Below are 21,437 nucleotides of genomic sequence, written 5' to 3'. Positions count from 1 at the left end.
GTTGGTCGTGCGGGGTCTAGCCCCGGCTGGCGCCGGGCCGATCCGCCGGGGGGCTTTGCCCCCCGGACCCCCCAGCATATTTTCGGAAAGATGAAAGGGAGAAGGCTTCATCGTCTCAGCTCCGTTTCAGTTTCGGATCGAGCGCGTCGCGCAGGCCGTCGCCCATCAGGTTGATGGAGAGCACGGTGATCAGGATGGCGAGGCCGGGGAAAGTCACGACCCACCAGGCGCGCAGGATGAACTCGCGTGCCTCGGCCAGCATCGTGCCCCATTCCGGCGTCGGGGGCTGGGCGCCCATACCGAGAAAGCCAAGCGCGGCCACATCGAGGATCGCGTTGGAGAAGGAAAGCGCCGCCTGCACGATGATCGGGGCGAGGCAATTGGGGAGCACGGTGATGAACATCAGGCGCGGGAGCTTCGCGCCGGCGACGCGGGCCGAGACCACATAGTCCTTGGAGAGCTCGGACATGACGGCGGCGCGGGTGAGACGGACGTAATGAGGTTGCAGCACGACCGCGATGGCGATCATCGCGTTGAAGAGCGAAGGGCCGAGGATCGCCACGAGCACGAGGGCGAGGAGGAGCGAGGGGATCGACAGGATGATATCCATCACCCGCATGATGATCGTGTCGAGCCAGCGCGGCGCGAAGCCCGCGATGAGGCCGACGAGGATGCCGACGGAGGCGGCGATGACCACGACCATGGCCCCGACGAAGAAGGAATAACGCGCGCCGTGGATGAGGCGCGAAAGGATGTCGCGGCCGAGCGGGTCGGTGCCCAAGAGGTAGGTGATCGAGCCGCCGTCCTGCCAGAAGGGCGGGACGAGCGTCGCGCCCCGGTTCTGGGCCGAGGGGTCGAAGGGGGCGATGAGCGGGGCGAAGATGGCGATCAGCGTGAAGAAGACGAAGACATACATCCCGATCACCGCGCCACGGTTTTCGCGGAAATAACGCCAGAACTCCTTCATGCGTCCGGGGCGTTTCGGCGCGTCGGTCAGGGTGGATACGTTCAGCATCAGCGTTTCCGGATCTTGGGATTGATGAGACCGTAGAGCATGTCCACGATCAGGTTCACGATCATGACGATGAGCGCGACGAGGAGCAGGCCGCCCTGAACGACCGGGTAGTCGCGGCGAAAGATGCTGTCGACCATCCACTTGCCGATGCCCGGCCAGGAAAAGATCGTCTCGGTCAGGATCGCGCCGGCGAGCAGCGTGCCCACCGAGAGCCCGATCACGGTGATGACCGGGATCATGGCGTTGCGGAGCGCATGAACGCCGTTGACGCGGGTCGGCGCGAGTCCTTTCGCCTTGGCGGTGCGGATATAGTCCTCGCCCAGCACCTCGAGCATGGCCGACCGTGTCTGGCGCGCGATGACGGCAAGCGGGATGGTGGCCAGCACGATCGACGGCAGGATCAGGTGACGCACGGCGGAGGTGAAGGCGCCGTCCTGTCCTGACAGTAGGCTGTCGATCAGCATGAAGCCGGTCTTGGCCTCGAAGTAGTAAAGCAGGTCGATCCGGCCCGAGACCGGCGTCCAGCCCAGGTTGCCGGAGAAGACGATGATGAGCAGAAGCGCCCACCAGAAGATCGGCATGGAGTAGCCGACGAGGGCCGAGGACATCAGCGCGCGGTCGAAGAACTTGCCCCGGTTCACCGCCGCGATCACGCCCGCCGGGATGCCGAGAAGGATGGCGAGGATGATGGCGACGAGCGACAGCTCGAGCGTCGCCGGGAAGAGTGCGAAGAACTCGTCCCAGACCGGACGCTTGGTCACATAGCTTTCTCCAAGGTCGCCCCGAAGCACGCCGGTGAAGAAATCCCAGAACTGGACATAGAGCGGACGGTCGAAGCCGAATTGCTCGGACAGCGCCTGGTAGCGTTCCTCGGTCATGCCGCGTTCCCCCGCCATCACGATGATCGGATCACCCGGCAGCACGCGGATAAAGGCGAAGGAGATGATCGTCACCCCGATGAAGGTCGGGACGAAGGTCAGGAGGCGCGACAGGAAATATCGTAGCATCAGCCCACCACTGTCAGGGTTTTGGGGAAGGTCGTCAGAAGCCGGTAGCCGGTGTCGGTGACAAGCACGTCGTCCTCGATCCGGATGCCGAATTCGGCGGTGTCGTAAAGGCCCGGTTCGTTGGTGTAAACCGCCCCGGCGGGCAGTTTCTGGTGATTTCCACGCATGACGTAGGGTTCTTCGTGCACTTGCCGGCCCAGCCCGTGCCCTGTCTTGGTGCGGATCCGGTCGGGCCAGGACGAGGCTTCGAGGACGCTCTGCACCGCGTCGTCGATCTCATGCGCCGTGACGCCCGCCGTCGTGACCGCAAGGCCGGCTTCCACGGCGTCGTAGACAGTCTGGTAGACGGCGGCCTGGTGGTCGGTCGCGTGACCGACAAAGACCGTGCGCGTGATGTCGGCGCAGAACCCGCCCCATTGCGCGCCGAAGTCGATGAGGAGCGCATCGCCGGTTTGAAGCGCATAGTCGCGCGCGTGGGCGTGAGGGAGTGCGGAGTTGGTGTTGGCGGCCACGATGGGCGAGAAGGCCATGCCTTCGGCCCCGTGGGCGAATTGCGCGGCGATGAGCCGGGCTTCAACCTCGCGCTCGGTCATGCCCACGCGAACGTCGGCGAGCACCTCGCCAAGCGCGGCCTCGGAAATCCGGATCGCGCGAGTCATGCGGGCGATATCGTCGGCGGTCTTCACAAGGCGCAGGCCGGAAATCGCGCGCTCGCCGTCGGTGATGGCGAGCCCGGGATAGGCCTTTGCAAGCGCGTGATGAACGAAGACGCGCATCGTCTGGCCTTCGACCGCGAGCGAGGAGAGCGGCAGATGCGCGGCGAGGGCGGCAAATGCGGCGTCATAACCATCCTGGTCGCGCCAGTCGAAGACCTCGCCGGGGAAATTCAGCTGTGCAAAAGAGGACAGCTCGAGGTTCGGCATGATCGCGGCGGGCGTGCCTTCGACCGGAACGACGATCAGGGTGGGGCGTTCGGAGGTGGAAAAATCCTGCCCCATCATGCGAACGAAATTCGCGCCCGGGACGAGGGCGACGGCGTCGGTGCCAAGCGCCCTGGCGGCGGCGCGGTACTCGGCAAAACGGTCCATGAGGTGCCTTTCCGGCGAGGAAGGGGCCGCGAGGAACGCGGCCCCGACCGATGTGTTTATTCCGCGATGGACACTTCGGTGAAGATGTGGCCGCCGAGCGGGTGCACCTTGTAGCCTTCGACCTCGGGACGCATCGGCATGAAGACGACCGAATGCGCGATCGTGGCCCAGGGCGCTTGCTCCTTGAAGATGACCTGAGCCTCTTCGTAAAGCGGCGCGCGCTCTTCCTGCGTCGGAAGGACCTTGGCCTCTTCGATCACTTCCTGGAAGGGCTCATAGCACCACTGGGCGCGGTTCGAGCCGCCAACACCGTCACAGCCGAGGAGCACGGCGAGGAAGTTGTCCGGGTCGCCGTTGTCGCCGGTCCAGCCCAGCAGAACGGCACCGTCACGATCCACGGCCGAGGAGCGTTCGAGGTATTCGCCCCATTCGTAGGACACGATCTCGACCTCGACGCCAACCTGCGAGAAATCCTCCTGGATCAGCTCGGCCATGCGGCGGGCGTTGGGGTTGTAGGGACGCTGCACCGGCATGGCCCAGATCTTCATGGACAAGTCGGTGACACCGGCCTCTTCCAGCATGGCCTTGGCGGCTTCCGGATCATAGGCGTCGTCCTCGACCGCGTCGTTGTAGGACCACATGGTCGGCGGGATCGGGTTCTTGGCCGCCTGACCCGAGCCCTGGAACACCACGTCGATGATCGCCTGTTTGTCGATCGCCATGTTGAGCGCCTTGCGCACATCCGGGTTGTCGAAGGGTGCCTGCTGCGTGTTGTAGGCGAGGTAGCCGACGTTGAGGCCTTCCTGCTCCATCACGTTGATGTTCTCGTCATCCTTCATCGCCTGAATGTCGGCGGGGTTCGGATAGGGCATCACGTGGCATTCGCCCGCGGTGAGCTTCTGGTAGCGGACCGAGGCATCGGGCGTGATTGCGAAGACGAGGTTGTCGACCTTCGGCAGGCCTTCGTTCCAGTATTCCTGGTTCTTGGCGTAACGGATCACGGCGTCCTTCTGGTAGGCGACGAAGGTGAAGGGACCGGTGCCGATGGGTTGCTGGTTCAGCATCTCGGGCGTGCCGGCTTCGTCCATCGCGGCAGCGTATTCAGCCGACTGGATCGAGGCGAAGTCCATCGCGAGGTTGGCGACGAAGGGCGCTTCGGGGCGGGTCAGGACGAACTTGACCGTCATGTCGTCGACCTTCTCGATGGACGAGATCAGGTCGGGCATCGACATGCCTTCGAAATATTCCCAGGGGCCGGTGTCGGCGACCATCTGGCGTTCGAACGTATAGATCACGTCGTCGGCGTTGAAATCGCGCGTTGGCGTGAAATAGTCAGTGGTGTGGAACTTCACGCCCGGACGCAGGGTGAAGGTCACTTCCATGCCGTCTTCCGAAGTTTCCCAGCTTTCCGCGAGGCCCGGAATGACGTTGGTGGTGCCGACTTCGAACTCGACGAGGCGGTTGTAGACCGGATGCGACGAGGCGTCGAAGGTGGTGCCGGCCGTGTAGAGCGCGGGGTCGAAGCCTTCGGGCGAACCTTCGGAGCAATAGACTAGCGTCGATTGTGCCGAGGCGGTGCCGGCCAGTAGGGCCATGACCCCGGCGGCTTTCAGCGTTTTGATAAGAGACATGAAATACTCCCTTTTGGGTCTCTGGGCTCGGATGGCGTCTTGCCTCGGGAGTGTCCCGGCCCGGCGGCGCCATAACGGCGACCGCCCGCCTCGCGGCGGGCCGAAAATCGTTCTCCCTGTCAGTCGGGGTCTTGCGCCCCTTATGATCAAATTCTTGGACGCATCAGGCGCGCATTGCAACCCTTTCGCGACGGAAACTTTTATCGGTCGGTCAAAGGTGCGTGCGACGGGGATATCTATATGGTTAAATTGGGGAAATTGGCGGCCCGTCGGGGCCGCCTGGATCGTGTGGTGCCGGCCCTCAGTCCTTGATGAAGAGCTTGCGTTCGACGTTGCACAGGGGCTCGGCCGGCCCGTCCTCGGTGATAAGGATGGTCTCGGTCGTCTCGATCCCCCAGTCGTCCATCCAGAGGCCCGGCATGAAGTGGAAGGTCATGCCGGGTTCGAGCACGGTTTCGTCGAAGGCGCGCAGGCTGACGGTGTGTTCGCCCCAGTCCGGCGGATAGGACAGGCCCACGGCATAGCCGCAGCGCGCGGGACGTTCGATGCCGACCTTCAGAAGCTCCACGTCCAGCGCCCGCGCGATGTCACAGGCGCGGTTGCCGGCACGGGCGACCTCGATCCCGGCATTGAGGCCGGCGGTCAGTGCCTCTGCCGCGTCGGTCATGTGCTTGGGCGGCTTGCCGAAATAGATCGAGCGGCAGAGCGGCGCGTGATAACGGCGGTAGCAGCCGGATTGCTCGATGAAGGTCGCCTCGTTCTTCTTCAGGGCCTCGCCGTTCCACGTCAGATGAGGTGCTGTGGCGTCGATGCCCGAGGGCACCATGGGCACGATGGCCGGGTAGTCGCCCCAACTGTCCTCTTCGCCCTGCACCGAGGTCTTGTAAAGCTCGCCCACCAGGTCGTGTTTCTTCATGCCGGGCTCGGCCAGCTCCATGGCGCGGCCAATGACAAGCTCGGAAATCCGGGCGGCGCGGCGCATGAAGCGAAGCTCTTCGTCCGACTTGATAAGCCGCACCCAGTTCACGAGCGTCGTCGCGTCGACCATGGTCGCATCCGGCAGCCCCTCGGCCAGAACGGCAAAGGCGCGGGCGGTGAAGAAATAGGTCTCCATCTCGACGCCGATACGCTGGTCGCCGAACCCCATGATGCGCAGGTGCGACGCGAGATCCTCCATCGGGTGAATGTCGGAGGCCTGAATATAGCGGTCGGCGTAGGTGATGATGTGGTCGTCTTCCATCCAGACCGTGCGCCGCGCGCCGTTGCCGTCCATCAGACGCCCCCACCAGATCGGGTCGCCCTCCATCGTCAGGATCACGCCCTGGTGGACATAGAAAGACCAGCCGTCATAGCCGGTGAGGTAGTTCATGTTCGACGGGTTCGTGATGAAGAGCACGTCGATTCCGGCGGCTTCCATCGACGCGCGGGTGAGCGCGATGCGGCGGTCAAACTCGGCTTGAGTGAAATGGGCGTGTTCGATGGGCATGGCGGCCTCCGGCTCTGGTGCTTTGGTGACGGTGGCTGGAAAACTTCCTGACTTCAATGGGCTTTCCCAGGTCCGGGCGCGGCCCTACAAGGATAGCATGCATGCGCTCGACAAGACTGACCTCGCGATCCTGAAGGTGCTCGCCCGTGACGGGCGGATCACCAAGGCGGCGCTCGCCGACGCCGTAGGGCTGTCGCCGACGCCCTGCTGGAACCGGCTGAAACGGCTTGAGAAGGCCGGCGTCATCGCGGGCTACGGCGCGCGCTTCGACCTGCGCAAGCTGGGGCCCTCTGTGACGGTCTTTGTGGCCTGCGAACTGGCGGATCACACGGCGGCGACCTTTCGCATCTTCGAAGATGCCGTGGGGCGCTATGACGAGGTGGTCAACTGCTGGGCGTTGGGTGGGGGCTTCGATTACCTCTGCCAGGTCGTGACGACGGATATCGACGCCTATCAACGTCTGATCGACGCGATGCTGGACGCACGGATTGGGCTCGCGCGCTACTTCACCTACATCGTGACGAAGCCGGTCAAGGGCGGTGGTGTGCCGCCGCTCGGGCTGATCGCGGGAGAGGATTCCTCTTCGTAAGGTCACGGCGGGGAGAGGAATATTCTCCGGCGGCGGTCATTTTCGGCCTCGCCTTCCTTGTTCAGCCGTCATTCTGGACCCAGCGAACAGGAGGCGACGACATGCTCGACACGGCGATCCCGTCCAAGGTGGACATAACCGACAAGCGGCTCTTGCGGAGCTTCGCCTATATCGGAGGCAAGTGGTGCGCGGCGAGTGATGGGGCGACGTTCAACGTCACCGACCCCGCGACCGGCGCCTTTCTGGGCGAGGTGGCCCAGATGAACGCGTCGGACGCAACCGGCGCCGTGGATGCGGCGCAGGCCGCTTTTGCGGGCTGGTCGATGATGCTGCCACAGGAACGCTCCGCCATTCTGCGGCGCTGGTTCGACCTGATGCTCATGCACAAGGAAGACCTCGCCCGGATCATGGTGCTCGAACAGGGCAAGCCGATTTCCGAGGCGCGGGGCGAGATCGACTATGCCGCCTCTTTCGTGGAGTTCTATGCCGAGGAAGCCAAGCGCCCGAACATCGAGGGCGTGACCTCGCATCTGCACGACGCCGAAGTCGAGCTTTGGCTGGAGCCCGTGGGCGTTGTCGCGCTGATCACGCCATGGAATTTCCCGGCGGCCATGCTGACCCGCAAGGCAGCGGCGGCATTGGCGGCCGGCGCGACCGTGGTCGCACACCCCAGCCACGAGACGCCGTTCTCCGCGCTGGCGCTCGCGGAACTGGCCGAGCGTGCCGGTGTGCCGGCGGGCGTGTTCAACGTGGTCACGGGTCATGCGCCCACGGTGGTCGAACCTTGGACGCAGGACACCCGAGTGCGGGCGCTGTCCTTCACCGGCTCGACCGAGGTCGGGCGGCTTCTTTATGGTCAGTGCGCCGGCACGGTGAAGAAACTCGTCATGGAACTGGGCGGCCATGCGCCGGTGATCGTCTTTGCCGATGCCGATCTGGACGAGGCGGTCGTCGAGGTCATGAAAGCCAAATGGGCGACCTCGGGGCAGGATTGTCTGGGAGCGAACCGGATCTATGTCGAACGCTCCGTCTACGACAGCTTCGTGGCGAAGTTCACCGAGGCGACCAAGGCGCTCACCGTCGGGCGGGGCATGGACGACCCGGACATCGGCCCGCTGATGAACGCGCGCGCCGTGGAGAAGCAGGAGGAGCATGTGGCCGACGCGCTCGAGGAGGGCGCGAAGCTGGTGATTGGCGGCAAGCGGTTGGCGCAGGGGGACCTCTTCTATGCGCCGACGGTCCTTCGGGACGTGCCGGACACGGCGGCGATTATGCGGGAGGAAACCTTCGGTCCTGTGGCCGCGATCACGCCCTTCGACACGGAAGAGGAAGTCGTGATGCGCGCGAACGACACGGAATACGGGCTTGTCGCTTACGTCCACGCCACCGATCCGCGCCGGATCTACCGGCTGAGCCGTGCGCTCCAATACGGCATGGTCGCCGTGAACCGCACCAAGGTCACTGGCGCGCCGATCCCCTTCGGCGGGACCAAGCAGTCGGGGCTGGGGCGGGAAGGCGCGCGGCGCGGCATGGAGGAGTTCATGGAGATCAAATACGTCTGCCGCGATTGGGCGTGATGTTGGATCACGACAAGGAAAGCCAGCTCTGACACCCAAGAATGCGGCGATAATATTTGAAAAGGACAAGCCTGCATTACGCAGGTCAGGACAACAAACAGGACAAGACAATGCTCAACAACGACCAACTCGACCGCTGGGACCGCGAGAATTTCTTCCATCCCTCGACCCATCTCGCCGACTTCGCCCGGGGCGATGCGCCGAACCGGATCATCACGGGCGGCGAAGGTGTGCACATCACCGACCGCGACGGCAACCGCCTGCTCGACGCCTTTGCCGGGCTTTATTGCGTGAACGTGGGCTACGGCCGGCCGGAGATCACCGAGGCGATCGCGAAACAGGCGAAGGAACTGGCCTACTACCACGCCTATGTCGGGCATGGCACCGAAGCCTCCATCACGCTTGCCAAGATGGTGCTCGACCGTGCGCCGAAACATATGTCGAAGGTTTACTTCGGGCTTTCCGGGTCGGACGCGAACGAGACGAATATCAAGCTCGTCTGGTATTACAACAACATCCTCGGACGCCCCGAGAAGAAGAAGATCATTTCGCGCTGGCGCGGCTATCACGGCTCGGGCCTGATGACCGGGTCGCTGACCGGGCTCGAGCTGTTCCACAAGAAATTCGACCTGCCTCTGTCCCAGGTGATCCACACCGAGGCACCCTATTACTATCGCCGTCCGAACCACGACATGACCGAGGCGGATTTCGTGGCGCATTGCGTGGAGGAACTTGAGGCGCTCATTGCGCGGGAAGGGGCGGACAAGATCGCGGCCTTCATCGGCGAGCCCGCGCTGGGCACCGGGGGGCTGGTTCCACCGCCCGAAGGCTACTGGGCCGCGATCCAGACCGTGCTCGACAAGCACGACATCCTGCTCATCGCGGATGAGGTCGTCACCGGTTTCGGGCGGTTGGGCTCCATGTTCGGTTCGGACCACTACGGGATGAAGCCCGACCTCATCACCATCGCCAAGGGTCTGACCTCGGCTTACGCGCCGCTGTCGGGGTCGATCGTGTCGGACAAGATGTGGAAGGTTCTGGAGCAGGGCACGGGTGAAAACGGCCCCATCGGCCACGGCTGGACCTATTCCGCGCATCCTATCGGGGCGGCGGCGGGGGTTGCGAACCTCGAGCTCATCGACAAACTCAACCTGGTCGAGAACGCCGGAAAGGTCGGCGCCTATTTCAAGGCTGCGCTGAAATCGGTGCTGGGCGATCACCCACATGTCGGCGACGTGCGGGGTGAGGGGCTGCTCTGCGCGGTCGAATTCGTGAAGGACCCGGAAACGCGGACGTTTTTCGACGCCAGCGAAAAGGTCGGGCCGAACGTGGCGGCCGCGCTCCTGAAAGAGGGTGTCATCGGACGCGCCATGCCGCAGGGCGATATCCTCGGTTTCGCGCCGCCCTTCTGCCTGACCGAAGCAGAGGCCGACGAGATCGCCCAGAAAACCGCCAAGGCGGTTCAAACCGTTCTGGGATAGGCGACACCTGCGGGGCCGGACTTGAAAACCGGCCCCGAACCCCCACATAAAGGTCAGCAATTCAGACCCAATTGCCCGCGAAAACAACGGTTTATCTTGCAGCTTTGCGGGCAACCTGATTGAACGGGCCGATATGACCCGGACAGGGGTCGTAATGATGGGGGGCGACATGCTCGATTTTCGCACCATGCGGCACGAACTGGCCGAGGCCTATGACCTCGCGCCGAACCCGGAGCTCGCGGAGGAAATGAAGGACCTCTACGCGAACATGGACCGGGTTGTGGCACCGCCGGACTGGGTCCGCGCCGCGCCCTATGTCGCCGCGATCAACCGTCTCAAGAAAGAGAAGAACGCGGTCATCCTCGCGCATAACTACATGACGCCCGACATCTACCACGGGGTCGCGGATTTCGTGGGCGACAGCCTCCAGCTCGCCATCAAGGCGACCGAGGTCGAGGCCGACACCATCGTGCAATGCGGCGTGCATTTCATGGCCGAGACTTCGAAGATCCTGAACCCGGCCAAGCGCGTGCTGATCCCGGACATGGAAGCGGGCTGTTCGCTGGCCAATTCGATCGGGGCGGCGGGCATTGCCGAGATGCGTGCAAAATACCCGGGCGCCCCCGTCGTCACCTATGTGAACACCACCGCCGAGGAAAAAGCCGCCTCGGACATCTGCTGCACCTCGTCCAACGCCGCCGCCATCGTGCGCGCGCTGCCCGAGGAAACGGTCATCATGGCCCCCGACCAATACCTCGCACAGAACGTTGCGCGGCAGGTGCCCGAGAAGACCATCGTCTGGTGGAACGGCTCCTGCGTGGTCCATGAACGCTTCACGGCGCAGGACCTGCGCGACTACCGCAAGTGGAACCCCGACACAACGATCATCGCGCACCCCGAGTGCCCGCCGGAGGTCGTGGACGAAAGCGACTTCGCGGGATCGACCAGCGGCATCATCAACTTCGTGCGCGAGCGCAAACCGAAGCAGGCGCTTCTCGTCACCGAATGCTCCATGGCGTCGAACATCTCCGACGAGTTGCCCGAGGTGGATTTCGTCGGCCCCTGCAACATGTGCCCCTACATGAAGAAGATCACACTGGAGAAGATCCTTTGGTCACTTCACGCCGGCGAGGCCGAGGTCCATGTGGACCCGGTCGTGGCGGAAAAGGCGCGGGTCGCGGTCGAACGGATGATCGACCTGTCCAGAAAGCTGGGCATCTAGGCGCCCTTCGGGGGAACGAGGGAGGGGCGCATGGCCGCCAGTGTGAAGACGGACCGTGTGGTCATCGTGGGCGCAGGTCTGGGCGCGCTCTATGCGGCGCTTTCGCTCGCGCCGAGGCCCGTGGTGATGATTTCGCCCGAACGCCTGGGTGAAGGCGCTTCGTCGGCCTGGGCGCAGGGCGGTGTGGCGGCGGCCATGGCGGCCACCGACAGCCCTGCCGCCCATGCCGCCGATACCGTGACCGCGGGCGCGGGGACGGTCGATGCGCAGGTCGCCGCGATGGTTACGAGCCATGCCGCCGAACACATCCTCGACCTCACCGACCTTGGCACGCCTTTCGACCGCACGCCGGAAGGCGGCTACGTGATGAGCCGCGAGGCCGCCCATTCCACTGCCCGCGTGGTCCGGGTCAAGGGCGATCAGGCCGGCAAGCAGATCATGGAAACGCTGGTCGCCAAGGTCCGTGCGACACCCTCGGTCCAAGTGATCGAGAGCGCGCTGGCAACCGGTCTGCAGACCGAAGGAAACCGCGTCACCGGCGTCTGGGTGCGCCACACCGATCCCGCCTCCGGCCCCGTACTGATCGAAACGCCCGCCGTATTGCTCGCAGGTGGCGGGTCCGGCGGGCTCTATGCTCATACGACGAACCCGCCGCGTATCCGGGGGCAGGTGATCGGCTTCGCGGCGCGGGCCGGTGCGGTCATCGCCGATCCCGAGTTCGTCCAGTTCCACCCGACCGCCATCGACATGGGCGAAGACCCGATGCCGCTCGCGACCGAGGCGCTCCGGGGCGAAGGGGCGACCCTCGTCAACAAGGACGGCGAGCGCTTCATGCTCGAAGAGCACCCCGACGCCGAGCTTGCGCCGCGCGACATCGTGGCCCGTGCGATCTTCAAGCAATCGCAGGCCGGCAAGCGCCCGATGCTCGACACACGCGACGCGCTGGGCGACGAGGTGCTGACGCGGTTCCCGGCGGTGGCCGAGGCCTGCGTGCGCGCAGGCTTCGACCCGGTGGCAAACCCGATCCCGGTCGCGGTCGCCGCGCATTACCACATGGGCGGGGTGGACACGGACGATCACGGACGTTCGTCGCTCGACCGGCTCTGGGTCTGCGGCGAAGCCTCGTCGACCGGGCTTCACGGAGCGAACCGGCTTGCGTCCAACGGGCTCCTCGAAGCGCTCGTCTATGGCAAGAAGGCGGCCGAGGATATGGCCGCCACGCTGGAAGCTGTCCCCTCGGCGCCGGAGCTCGAGATTCAGTTTCCCAAGGGGGGAGAAGACGTGGACGAGGCCGCGGTTCAGGACCTTCGGAACACGATGACGGCCAAGGTCGGCGTGCGCCGCACCCGAACCGGGCTGCGCGAGGCCCTGAAGATCATCGACGACCTCGAAGCTGCGTCCCGGTCTGAGACCATGCGCAACATGACGGCCACGGCGACGCTCATCGCCGCCGCTGCGCTCCAGCGCGAAGAAAGCCGGGGTGGGCATTTCCGCGACGATTTCCCGAACCCCGACCCGGCCATGGCGGCCCGGACCAAGATCACGCTGGCCGAGGCCATGGCGATCCGCGACCACGTTGCCAAGGAGATGGCATGAGTTTTTCCACGCTCCCCGACCTCATTTTAGAACCCATGATCCGCGCCGCGCTCATGGAGGATCTGGGGACCTATGGCGACGTCACGACCCGCGCGGTGATCCCGCCGGCCACAACCTATGACGCGGCGATCAACGCCCGCGAGCCCGGGGTGGTGTCGGGCATGCAGGTGGCCGAGATCGCCTTTCGCCTCGTCGACCCGGCGCTCGAGATCGAGACGCTGGTGCCTGATGGCACCCCGGTCCTTCCCGGCACGACGCTCATGCGCATCCGGGGGCGGGCGGCCTCGATCCTCTCGGGTGAACGGGTCGCGCTCAATTTCGCGGGGCGACTCTCGGGCATCGCCACGCTGACAGCCGCTTTCGTGGCCGAAACCAAGGGCACCGCGACGCGCATCACCTGCACGCGCAAGACCACGCCGGGTCTGCGGCTGGTCGAGAAACAAGCGGTCCTCCACGGCGGCGGCTTCAACCACCGCTATTCGCTGTCGGACGCCATCCTGATCAAGGACAACCACATCGCAGCGGCGGGCGGCGTGAAGGCGGTGCTGGAAGCCGCGCAGGCCGTTGCGTCGCATATGATGAAGGTCGAGATCGAGGTCGACACCCTCGAACAACTGGCCATCGTGCTGGACGTCGGCGGCGCCGATAACGTCCTGTTGGACAACATGGACACGCCCATGCTCGCCAAAGCCGTGGAGCTGACCGCTGGCAAGGTTGTCCTCGAAGCCTCCGGCAACATGAAGCTGGGTCGCGTCGCCGAGGTTGCCGCCACTGGCGTCGATTACATCTCGTCCGGCGCTCTCACCCACTCGGCCAAGACGCTCGACCTAGGGCTGGATTTCTAGGCCGACCCCCGTCCACTTCTCTGGTCCATAAATATCCCGGGGGGTGTGGGGGGCAGCGCCCCCCACACCGGTCGCCCCGCGCGCAGCGCGGGGCGAGAGCCCTCGTCGGCGGAACCGTTCACAAATGAGACGCGTTGTCAGAATGCGGTGGCACCTGCGTCCGCATGCCGCTACCCTTGGTGGCAATTCGAGCAACGCGAACCTGGGGATCCGCGCCTAGATGGGGCTCATATTTCAGTTCAACGGTTTGCGGCCAGCCTTTCTGGCCGCAGTTCTCGCCCTCGGCCCGGTTCCGGCCAAGGCATTGGATCAATTGAATTTCACCGTCGCCGGCGGCGACGAGGACCTCGAGGAAACGCTGCGCGGCGCCTCGCTCCTTCTGGCCTCCGAGGCGGAAGAGCGGACCGATGCGCGCGATCTGGTCGCGACCTCGCTGGCCGAATACGAGCGTCTCCTCAACACGCTTTATGCCGAAGGCTACTACGGTGGTGTGATCAATGTGCGCGTGGACGGGGTCGAGGCGGCCACGCTTGCGACCTATGACCTGCCGCGTCAGGTCCGGCGCATCGACGTGTCGGTGAACCCGGGACGTCAGTTCTTCTTCTCCGAAGCCATCGTGCAACCCCTGCCGCGCGGATCGGTTCAAGCCGACGGATACGCGGCGGGCGAGGTCGCGCGGGCGAGCGTGATCCGCGATGCGGCGCAACAGGCGGTCGACGACTGGCGTGAGGCTGGCCGGGCCAAGGCCGAAGTGTCGGATCAGGACCTCGCGGCGAACCATGCGACCGCCCGTCTGCGCGCGCGGATCTGGATCGACCCCGGCCCCCTCGTGCGCTTCGGTCAGCTTCGGCAGGTGACGCCCAGCTACGTGCGATCGGATCGGATCCAGCGCATCGCGGGGTTGCCGACGGGCGAGGTCTTTTCGCCCTCCGAACTGGAGCGCGCGGCGGAGCGGCTGCGCCGCACCGGGGCTTTCGCGTCCGTTGCGATGGAGGAAGGGCCGCTCGGTCCCGGCGATACGATGCCGATCCTCCTGTCCCTCGACGACATGGCGCCGCGCCGCTACGGCTTCGGTGCCGAGGTCTCCTCGCTCGAAGGCGTCGGGGTCTCGGGCTACTGGATGCACCGCAACCTGCTTGGTGGGGCAGAACGCTTCCGCTTCGATGCCTCGCTCTCGGGGATCACGCCGGGGCTTGGCAATCTGGACGTCGAACTCGCCGCGCGGCTCGATGTGCCGGCGGCCTTCGGGACCGACAACGACGCCTATATCCTTGCAACGGCCGACATGCTGCGCGAGCCGACCTTCACGGCCTGGCAGGCGGCAGGCGAGGCCGGTGTGACGCGGTATTTCTCCGACACGCTCACCGGCACCATCGGCGCAGGCTACATGTTCAGCCGCGTGACCGACAGTCAGGGCACGCGCAACTTCTCGATCGTCCGGTTGCCCGCGACACTCACCTGGGACCGGCGCGACGATCCGCTCGACGCCAAGCGGGGTTTCTATCTCGCGGGGGAAGTGGAGCCGTTCTTCGACTTCACCAACGGCCCCGGCGGCTGGGCGACGGTTGACGCGCGTATCTACCGGGGGTTCGTCGAAGACGACAATTTCGTCCTCGCGGCGCGGGCTGTGGCCGGCACGGTGATCGGGCCGAGCCCGGCCAACACGCATCCGGAATACCTGTTCTATTCCGGCGGCGGCGGCACCGTGCGTGGCCAGCCCTACCAGTCGCTTTCGTTCCCGGCGGGCGGCGGCCAGCGGATTGGCGGGCAGGCGTTCGTCGGCGGACAGTTCGAAGCGCGCTACGGTGTTACCGACAAGATCGGCGTCGTGGGGTTCTTCGATGTCGGCTACCTTGGCGCGACGAGCTTTTTCGATGCGAACAACGCGTGGCACTCGGGGGCCGGAATCGGCGTGCGCTATGATACCGGGCTTGGGCCCATACGGCTCGACGTTGGCATTCCTGTGACCAACGGGCCGCCCGCCACGTCGTTTTTCCGCAAGATCCAGATTTATGTCGGCATCGGGCAAAGCTTCTGATGCGCCGGTTCCTCTCCCTTCTCGCCCTGCTCACCGTTCTGCCCCTGACCGCTCTGGCTCAGGAAGAAACCACGCAGGAAGCCGAGGACAAGTCGCGCATCGAGCGTTTCCTGCAGGACACGCTGTCGAGTGCGGGGACACAGGTCACCGTTACGGGGTTTTCCGGCGCGCTGTCGCGGGAAGCGACCATGGCCGAGATGACATTTGCCGACGAGGATGGCGTCTGGCTGCGTCTGGCGGGGGTCACGCTGAACTGGAACCGCGCGGCGGTGCTCGCCGGTCGGTTCGAGGTGCGAGAACTCGCCGCGACGGAGATTGACGTCAGCCGCCTGCCGCAGACCGACAGTGGTCCTTCTGCTGAGGCCTCGGACTTCACGCTGCCGGATCTTCCGGTCTCCATCGACATCGGGCGTATCGCGGCGGAACGGGTCATTCTGGGTGAGCCGATCCTGGGCGAAGAGGTCGAATTCACGCTCGAAGGGTCCGGCAACCTCGCGAACGGTGCGGGCGAGGCGCAGATCGGCGTTACCCGAACGGATGGAAGTGAAGGCGAGCTTGCGCTCGATGTGAGCTATTCCAACGAAACCCGCGTGCTCGCGCTCGATCTCGCGCTTCACGAAGGGCCCGGCGGCATCGCCGCCACCCTGATCGGCCTCCCCGGTGAGCCCGATATCGACCTGACCGTCGAAGGCAACGATCCGCTGTCCGATTTCACCGCCAACATCATCCTGGCGACGGAGGGCCAGCAGCGGGTCGCGGGGCAGGTCAGCATCGAACAGATCGAGGAACAGCAGGGCGGCGAAACCCGACGGCGCACTGGCTTTGCGGCCGACCTTTCGGGCGACCTGCGGCCGCTATTCGACGAGCAGTATCGCGACTTCTTCGGGGAGTCCTCGGTTCTCCATGCCGAAGGCGCACGTTTCCCGAATGGCACGACCCGCATCCGGGATCTATTCGTCAAGACCGAGGTTCTGGAGCTTTCGGGCAACGTCGCGGTGAACGCGCGCGGTTGGCCGGAACGCGCGAACCTTGTCGGCGATCTTGTCAAGGCGGACGGCAGCCCGGTCCTTCTGCCCCTGTCCGGCGCCGAGACCTATGTCGACGCCGCCCGTGTGAGGTTCGACTATGACGTGCTGCGTGGCGAACGCTGGACCGGTTCGGCCGAGGTGTCGGGCTTCGAGCGCGACGGGAACCAACTCGAGTCCCTGTCGGTCGCGGGAGCCGGTCGGTTGTCGCCCGGCGGCGGCGAGGCGCGTCCCAGCGTGAACGGCAACGTGTCGGTTTCGGCGGGCGGCATCGCGCTTGCCGACGAGGTGCTGACCGAGGTGATCGGTGGTGCGATCAACGGGAGCTTCCGGATCGCGAAGGGCGACAATTCGCCCTTCCGCTTCACCGATGTGGCCATCGCGGGGCCGGACTACGGTCTGACGGGCGACGTGACACTCGATACGGATGTCGAGAAGCTGGACCTGCTGGCGGACCTCGATCTGCGGTTGCAGGCGGGCGACCTTGCCCGGTTCGCACCGCTCGCAAACCTCGAGCTTGCCGGCGCGGCCGACCTTGGGATCGCAGGCAATGTCGCCGTGCCCGGGGGGCCCTTCGATCTGATCATCGAAGGCGAAACGCGGGACCTCGACCTCGGAATCGAAATTCTTGACGGGCTGCTCAATGGCAGGTCGACGCTGGCCATAGCGGTGGACCGGGATCAGGAGCGCACAAGGATCAGCCGCTTCACCCTCGCTGCGCCGGGCGTAGGGGCCGACGTTTCGGGCGAACTTCGCAGCGACGGGAGCCGCGTCGAGGCCCGTATCGACCTGCCGGACGCCAGCCGGGTCGATCCGAGGCTGACCGGGCAGGTCCTTCTGGTGGGCAGCGCGGTGCAGACCGGCCGGACCTGGGCCGTCGATGCCACCGCGACCGGTCCCGGGGGCCTCGATGCGACGATACAGGCGACGGCGGAGAACACCCGCGACGGGATCGGTCCGGTGACCGCGGATGTGGTCGCGGCGCTCACGAACCTCGCGCCCTATTCAGGGTTGGCGGGTCAAGACCTCTCGGGCGGTCTCGACTTTGTCGCGAATGCCTCGGGCGACCTCAGGACACAGGCCGTCGCGGTGACCGGATCCGCCAAGGGCGCGAACCTTGGCCTTGGAATGGGTGAGGTGGACCGACTCATCGGTGGGGCCTCGTCGGTCGATTTCGATATCGCGCGCGACGCGGACGGAACGATCATCGTGAACCGGCTGGTCGCGACCACCCCCGAACTTAGCGTGAACGCGACGGGCAATTCCGCTGGTGGCACGTCGACGGTGGATTTCGACGCGCGACTGAACAACGTGGGGATCCTCGTCCCGGGACTTCCCGGCGCCTTCAGCGCCAGCGGCGAGGCGGTTCTGAGTGCCGACAACTACAGCGTGGACATTTCGGGCACCGGACCCGGCGGGATGACCGTGGCCGTAAACGGAACCGTCGCCTCGGATGTGTCGACCGCGAACCTGTCGATCGACGGCACCGCACCGCTCGCTTTGGCCAATAGTTTCATCTCGCCCAATACCATCGACGGGATGGCGCGCTTCGAACTGGGGCTGAACGGCCCGCTTGCGCTGACCTCGCTGTCGGGGTCGGTGAACGTGCCCGCGTCGAACGTGGCGCTGCCCAACCTCCGGGTTGCGCTCCAGGGCCTCGCGGTGAACGTCACCCTCGGCAACGGCAGCGCAAGGGTCGAAGCGGCGGCCGCCGTGTCCTCCGGCGGCCGGATCGAAGTCGCGGGGCCGGTGTCTTTGTCGAACGGTTATTCGGGCGATCTGGTCGTGCGACTTCAGAACGTGGGTCTGACCGACCCTGCGCTTTACGACACCGCGATTTCGGGGCAACTGACCGTCTCCGGGCCGCTCACCGGCGGGGCGACAATCGCAGGCACGATCAGTGCCGGCACCGTGGAAATCCGAATTCCCTCCTCGGGCTTCGGCGTGGCCGGAGACCTCGAGGGCCTGCGCCATGTGAACGAACCCGCCGCCGTGCGGGCGACGCGGGCGCGGGCGAACAAGCTCGACACCGCGTCGGGCAGTGGAGGCGGGGCGTCCTACAACCTCGACATCACGCTCAACGCGCCCAATCAGGTGTTCATCAGGGGCCGCGGGCTCGATGCCGAACTCGGTGGCCAGCTCCGGATCGGTGGCACGACGCAGAATGTCGTGCCACAAGGAGCATTGTCACTCATCCGGGGCCGGCTCCAGCTTCTGGGGAACCGGCTCGACCTGACCGAGGCCTCGGCGACCCTGCAGGGCGACTTCAATCCTTACATCCGCGTGGTGGCCCAGACGACGGTGGACGAGGTGTCGATCCAGATCATCCTCGAAGGCTTTGCCACCAGCCCCGATGTGACCTTCGCCTCGACGCCTGACCTGCCCGAGGACGAGATCCTGTCCCGGCTGATCTTCGGTCGCTCCGTCGCCGACATTTCGCCATTGCAGGCGCTGCGCCTGGCCAACGGCGTCGCCACGCTGTCGGGGCGCTCGGGCGCGGGCGTGATCGGGAACCTGCGTCAAGGTTTCTCGCTGTCCGATCTGGACGTCGGGACCAACGATGACGGAGCGCTCGCGGTGCGGGCCGGGACCTATATCTCCGAGAACGTCTATACCGGGGTCGAAGTCGGCGCGGACGGCACAGCCGAGGTGAACATCAACCTTGATCTGACGCCGAATCTGACCGCGCGAGGCTCGGTCGGGACCGACGGGAACACCACGCTGGGGATATATTTCGAAAGAGATTATTAACCGATCAGGCCGCGGTCGATCGCGATCATCGCCGCATGGGTGCGATTGCGGGCCCCCAGTTTGCGAATGATTGACCGCACGTGCATCTTCACCGTGACTTCCTGAATCTCGAAGCCGTGGGCGATTTCCTTGTTCTGAAGGCCTTCGCAGATCCCCACGAGCACCTGGAATTCCCGTTCGGATAGCCGGTCCTTCCTTTCGCTCTGCGGAAGGGGGGCGAGTTCCGCGATCCAGATGGTCTTCGACGGCGTGATGGCAAGAAGGGAATACCCGAGGGCATGCGCTGTCATGTCGGAGGGAAATATCCCTGCCGCTCCGGCCAGAGCGAGCTTGCGGGCAAATCCCCTCCCGATGTCGGGAGACACGAGAACCGCGACGGGGACCCGGGACAGTTTCTCGACAAGGCCGGCCAACGTGTCGGCACCGGCAGCCGAGGGCAGATCGCCGTCGATCAGGATCGTATCGACCGCGGCCCCGTCCTTCGCCATGTGATGTTCTAGGCTCCGGCGGTCTGTCAGGAAGTCTGCGGACAGGGGCTCGACGGAGGCGCAGGCTTCGGTGATCTTGTCCCTGACCAATGCCCGCTCGGTTGCGACCAGAACTCTCAACTAACCTGCCCCCACGAATATTTCGCCCGCTTGTGAGCGCGAATTCACAGACTGCCTTACACGTCTTGGTGGCAGGGAGGCACCTACCTATAGGGATAGGAATACTGCGTTCTGGAGAATTCCGTCGCGGGCTGGCGTGGTTATTTCACCCCGGACCGCGAACGGGTTTGTAAAATGCAACAAACCGGACAGGAGGGCGGGCGCTATAGGTAAGGATAACCTTACCTCTCGCACGGATGCGAAAAACGCCTCAGAGAATCACTCTTTCGATGGTCCACCAGAGCCCGATGATCCCGATGACAGATGACATGGGTATGACGATGGCCGAGCGATACCATGCCTTCGACCCGAACCAGATGCCGAGACCCAGATAGGCGGCGAGGACGACGCTCAGTTGTCCGAGTTCCACGCCCACGTTGAAGGAAATGAGGCTGATCACGAAGCGGCCCGACGACAGGCCTATGTCGCTCAGGACAGAGGCAAAGCCCACGCCGTGGAGCAGGCCGAAGGCAAAGACCACGGCGATCCGGACGCCGGTCAACCTCGGCCGGACGATGTTCTCGATGGCGATATAGGCGATGGACAGGGCAATGAGCGGCTCGACGACAGAGGCGGGTATGCGCACGATCCCCAGCGTCGCCAAGGCAAGCGTCAGGGTGTGCGCGACGGTAAAGGCGGTGATCTGCGTGACCAGCGGGCGCATTTGCAGCGAAAAGAAAAAGAGCCCCAGCACGAAGAGTATATGATCGAGACCCTTCGGTAATATATGCGTATAGCCGATAGAAATATAGTTCAGGATCGCCGCCCCGGTGCCAAGCCTCGCGGTCCCGGTTCGCGGCATCTCCTCGGACCGCTGACCGGGATTGAGGAAAGCAGCATAGGGGTCTTCGCTCTCCGGCTCGGGTTCCACGATCTGCCTCAGGATGACGGGGCCATAGCGTTCGTCCCAGGCGAAACTGACCCCGTCCCCGCCGCCGGGGGCATCCCCCACTGGCAGCGCGGCGGTCCACAGGACGCGGGTCTGGCGGGGCAGGCTGTCGGCCTCTCCGGGTTCGGTTTCGACCGACAAAAGCTCGGCGTCGAGCGGCACTTCCCCGGCGCGCAGCCCGAGCCCAGCGGCAAACTCATCCCAGCCGTCGCGAAACCGCGCGGCGAAGTCAGCGGGGGGAAGGGCGCGCAAGACGTCGTAGTCAGCGGCGTTGGGGGCATCGTTGGTGTCGGTGATCGACGACAGGTCGATGCCCGCCGCAATCGCCTCGCCATTGAGGATGACGGTCACATCGACCCGGCCTTCGGAGACGGTGACATCGGCGATGGCGGGCTGAACCTCATGCGCCCGTGCCTGTGCTGCGCAAAGACAGGCGACGACCGCGAGCACCAGGACCCAGGCCGCCGTCACTTTCGCGCAAGTGGGCGGCACGGCGGTTGACTTCCGCGGATCCATAGCGACGCTGCCAGACGACGAACAGCCAGGAAAC

The 21,437-nt window shown here is 65.0% G+C and carries 15 protein-coding genes; 8 read left to right on the top strand and 7 right to left on the bottom strand.

Features of this window, described 5'->3' with window-relative positions:
* Positions 1-115: 115 nt before the first annotated feature.
* The 5 genes from KJP29_RS17855 to KJP29_RS17835 all read right to left on the bottom strand — a co-directional run bounded on the left by KJP29_RS17855 (position 116) and on the right by KJP29_RS17835 (position 6,227).
* On the bottom strand, positions 116-1,015 hold the full coding sequence (locus KJP29_RS17855; RefSeq protein ID WP_218464858.1) for an ABC transporter permease subunit: 900 nt from the start codon (positions 1,013-1,015) through the stop codon (positions 116-118).
* Positions 1,015-2,022, bottom strand: coding sequence for an ABC transporter permease (locus KJP29_RS17850; protein WP_218464857.1), 1,008 nt, complete (start codon positions 2,020-2,022; stop codon positions 1,015-1,017). The genes KJP29_RS17855 and KJP29_RS17850 overlap by 1 nt, the downstream gene beginning before the upstream one ends.
* Positions 2,022-3,110, bottom strand: a complete 1,089-nt coding sequence (locus KJP29_RS17845) for a Xaa-Pro peptidase family protein (RefSeq protein WP_218464856.1) — start codon at positions 3,108-3,110, stop codon at positions 2,022-2,024. Before KJP29_RS17845 ends, KJP29_RS17850 begins: the two co-directional genes overlap by 1 nt.
* A gap of 56 nt (positions 3,111-3,166) precedes the next feature.
* Positions 3,167-4,741 carry an ABC transporter substrate-binding protein gene (locus tag KJP29_RS17840; protein ID WP_218464855.1) on the bottom strand — a complete coding sequence of 525 codons (1,575 nt, stop codon included), beginning with the start codon at positions 4,739-4,741 and terminating at the stop codon, positions 3,167-3,169.
* Between the two features lie 301 nt (positions 4,742-5,042).
* Entirely contained in the window at positions 5,043-6,227 is a 1,185-nt protein-coding gene (locus tag KJP29_RS17835; RefSeq protein ID WP_218464854.1) for a M24 family metallopeptidase, read from the bottom strand.
* A 97-nt stretch (positions 6,228-6,324) separates the two neighbouring features.
* On the opposite strand from KJP29_RS17835, the gene KJP29_RS17830 reads away from it, so the two are divergent.
* The 8 genes from KJP29_RS17830 to KJP29_RS17795 all read left to right on the top strand — a co-directional run bounded on the left by KJP29_RS17830 (position 6,325) and on the right by KJP29_RS17795 (position 19,351).
* Complete coding sequence (locus KJP29_RS17830; protein WP_218464853.1) at positions 6,325-6,816, top strand: Lrp/AsnC family transcriptional regulator; 492 nt, start codon at positions 6,325-6,327, stop codon at positions 6,814-6,816.
* A gap of 101 nt (positions 6,817-6,917) precedes the next feature.
* Positions 6,918-8,393 carry an NAD-dependent succinate-semialdehyde dehydrogenase gene (locus tag KJP29_RS17825; RefSeq protein ID WP_218464852.1) on the top strand — a complete coding sequence of 492 codons (1,476 nt, stop codon included), beginning with the start codon at positions 6,918-6,920 and terminating at the stop codon, positions 8,391-8,393.
* A 110-nt stretch (positions 8,394-8,503) separates the two neighbouring features.
* Positions 8,504-9,874 (top strand): aspartate aminotransferase family protein, encoded by a 1,371-nt coding sequence (locus KJP29_RS17820; protein ID WP_218464851.1) that lies wholly within the window; start codon positions 8,504-8,506, stop codon positions 9,872-9,874.
* A gap of 169 nt (positions 9,875-10,043) precedes the next feature.
* A complete protein-coding gene (gene nadA / locus KJP29_RS17815) occupies positions 10,044-11,096 on the top strand; it encodes a quinolinate synthase NadA (RefSeq protein ID WP_218464850.1) in 1,053 nt (350 codons plus the stop codon).
* A 30-nt stretch (positions 11,097-11,126) separates the two neighbouring features.
* Positions 11,127-12,692 (top strand): L-aspartate oxidase, encoded by a 1,566-nt coding sequence (locus KJP29_RS17810; protein ID WP_218464849.1) that lies wholly within the window; start codon positions 11,127-11,129, stop codon positions 12,690-12,692.
* Entirely contained in the window at positions 12,689-13,537 is an 849-nt protein-coding gene (gene nadC / locus KJP29_RS17805; RefSeq protein WP_218464848.1) for a carboxylating nicotinate-nucleotide diphosphorylase, read from the top strand. The genes KJP29_RS17810 and nadC overlap by 4 nt, the downstream gene beginning before the upstream one ends.
* A gap of 220 nt (positions 13,538-13,757) precedes the next feature.
* Positions 13,758-15,575, top strand: coding sequence for an autotransporter assembly complex family protein (locus KJP29_RS17800; protein WP_218464847.1), 1,818 nt, complete (start codon positions 13,758-13,760; stop codon positions 15,573-15,575).
* Positions 15,575-19,351: a translocation/assembly module TamB domain-containing protein gene (locus KJP29_RS17795; protein ID WP_218464846.1), complete on the top strand. Its 3,777-nt coding sequence runs from the start codon at positions 15,575-15,577 to the stop codon at positions 19,349-19,351. Before KJP29_RS17800 ends, KJP29_RS17795 begins: the two co-directional genes overlap by 1 nt.
* Here KJP29_RS17795 and KJP29_RS17790 read toward each other — a convergent pair.
* The gene (locus KJP29_RS17790) at positions 19,348-19,839 is read right to left on the bottom strand and encodes a response regulator transcription factor (protein WP_218464845.1); all 492 of its coding nucleotides are present in this window, start codon (positions 19,837-19,839) and stop codon (positions 19,348-19,350) included. The genes KJP29_RS17795 and KJP29_RS17790 overlap by 4 nt on opposite strands.
* A 370-nt stretch (positions 19,840-20,209) precedes the next feature.
* The gene (locus tag KJP29_RS17785) at positions 20,210-21,403 is read right to left on the bottom strand and encodes a HupE/UreJ family protein (protein ID WP_218464844.1); all 1,194 of its coding nucleotides are present in this window, start codon (positions 21,401-21,403) and stop codon (positions 20,210-20,212) included.
* Positions 21,404-21,437 lie beyond the last annotated feature (34 nt).

This window comes from Maritimibacter sp. DP1N21-5 (assembly GCF_019218295.1).
In the GTDB taxonomy this organism is placed as follows: domain Bacteria; phylum Pseudomonadota; class Alphaproteobacteria; order Rhodobacterales; family Rhodobacteraceae; genus Maritimibacter.
Note: the sequence above shows the minus strand (reverse complement) of the source record. Positions and strands in the feature narration are given on the sequence as shown.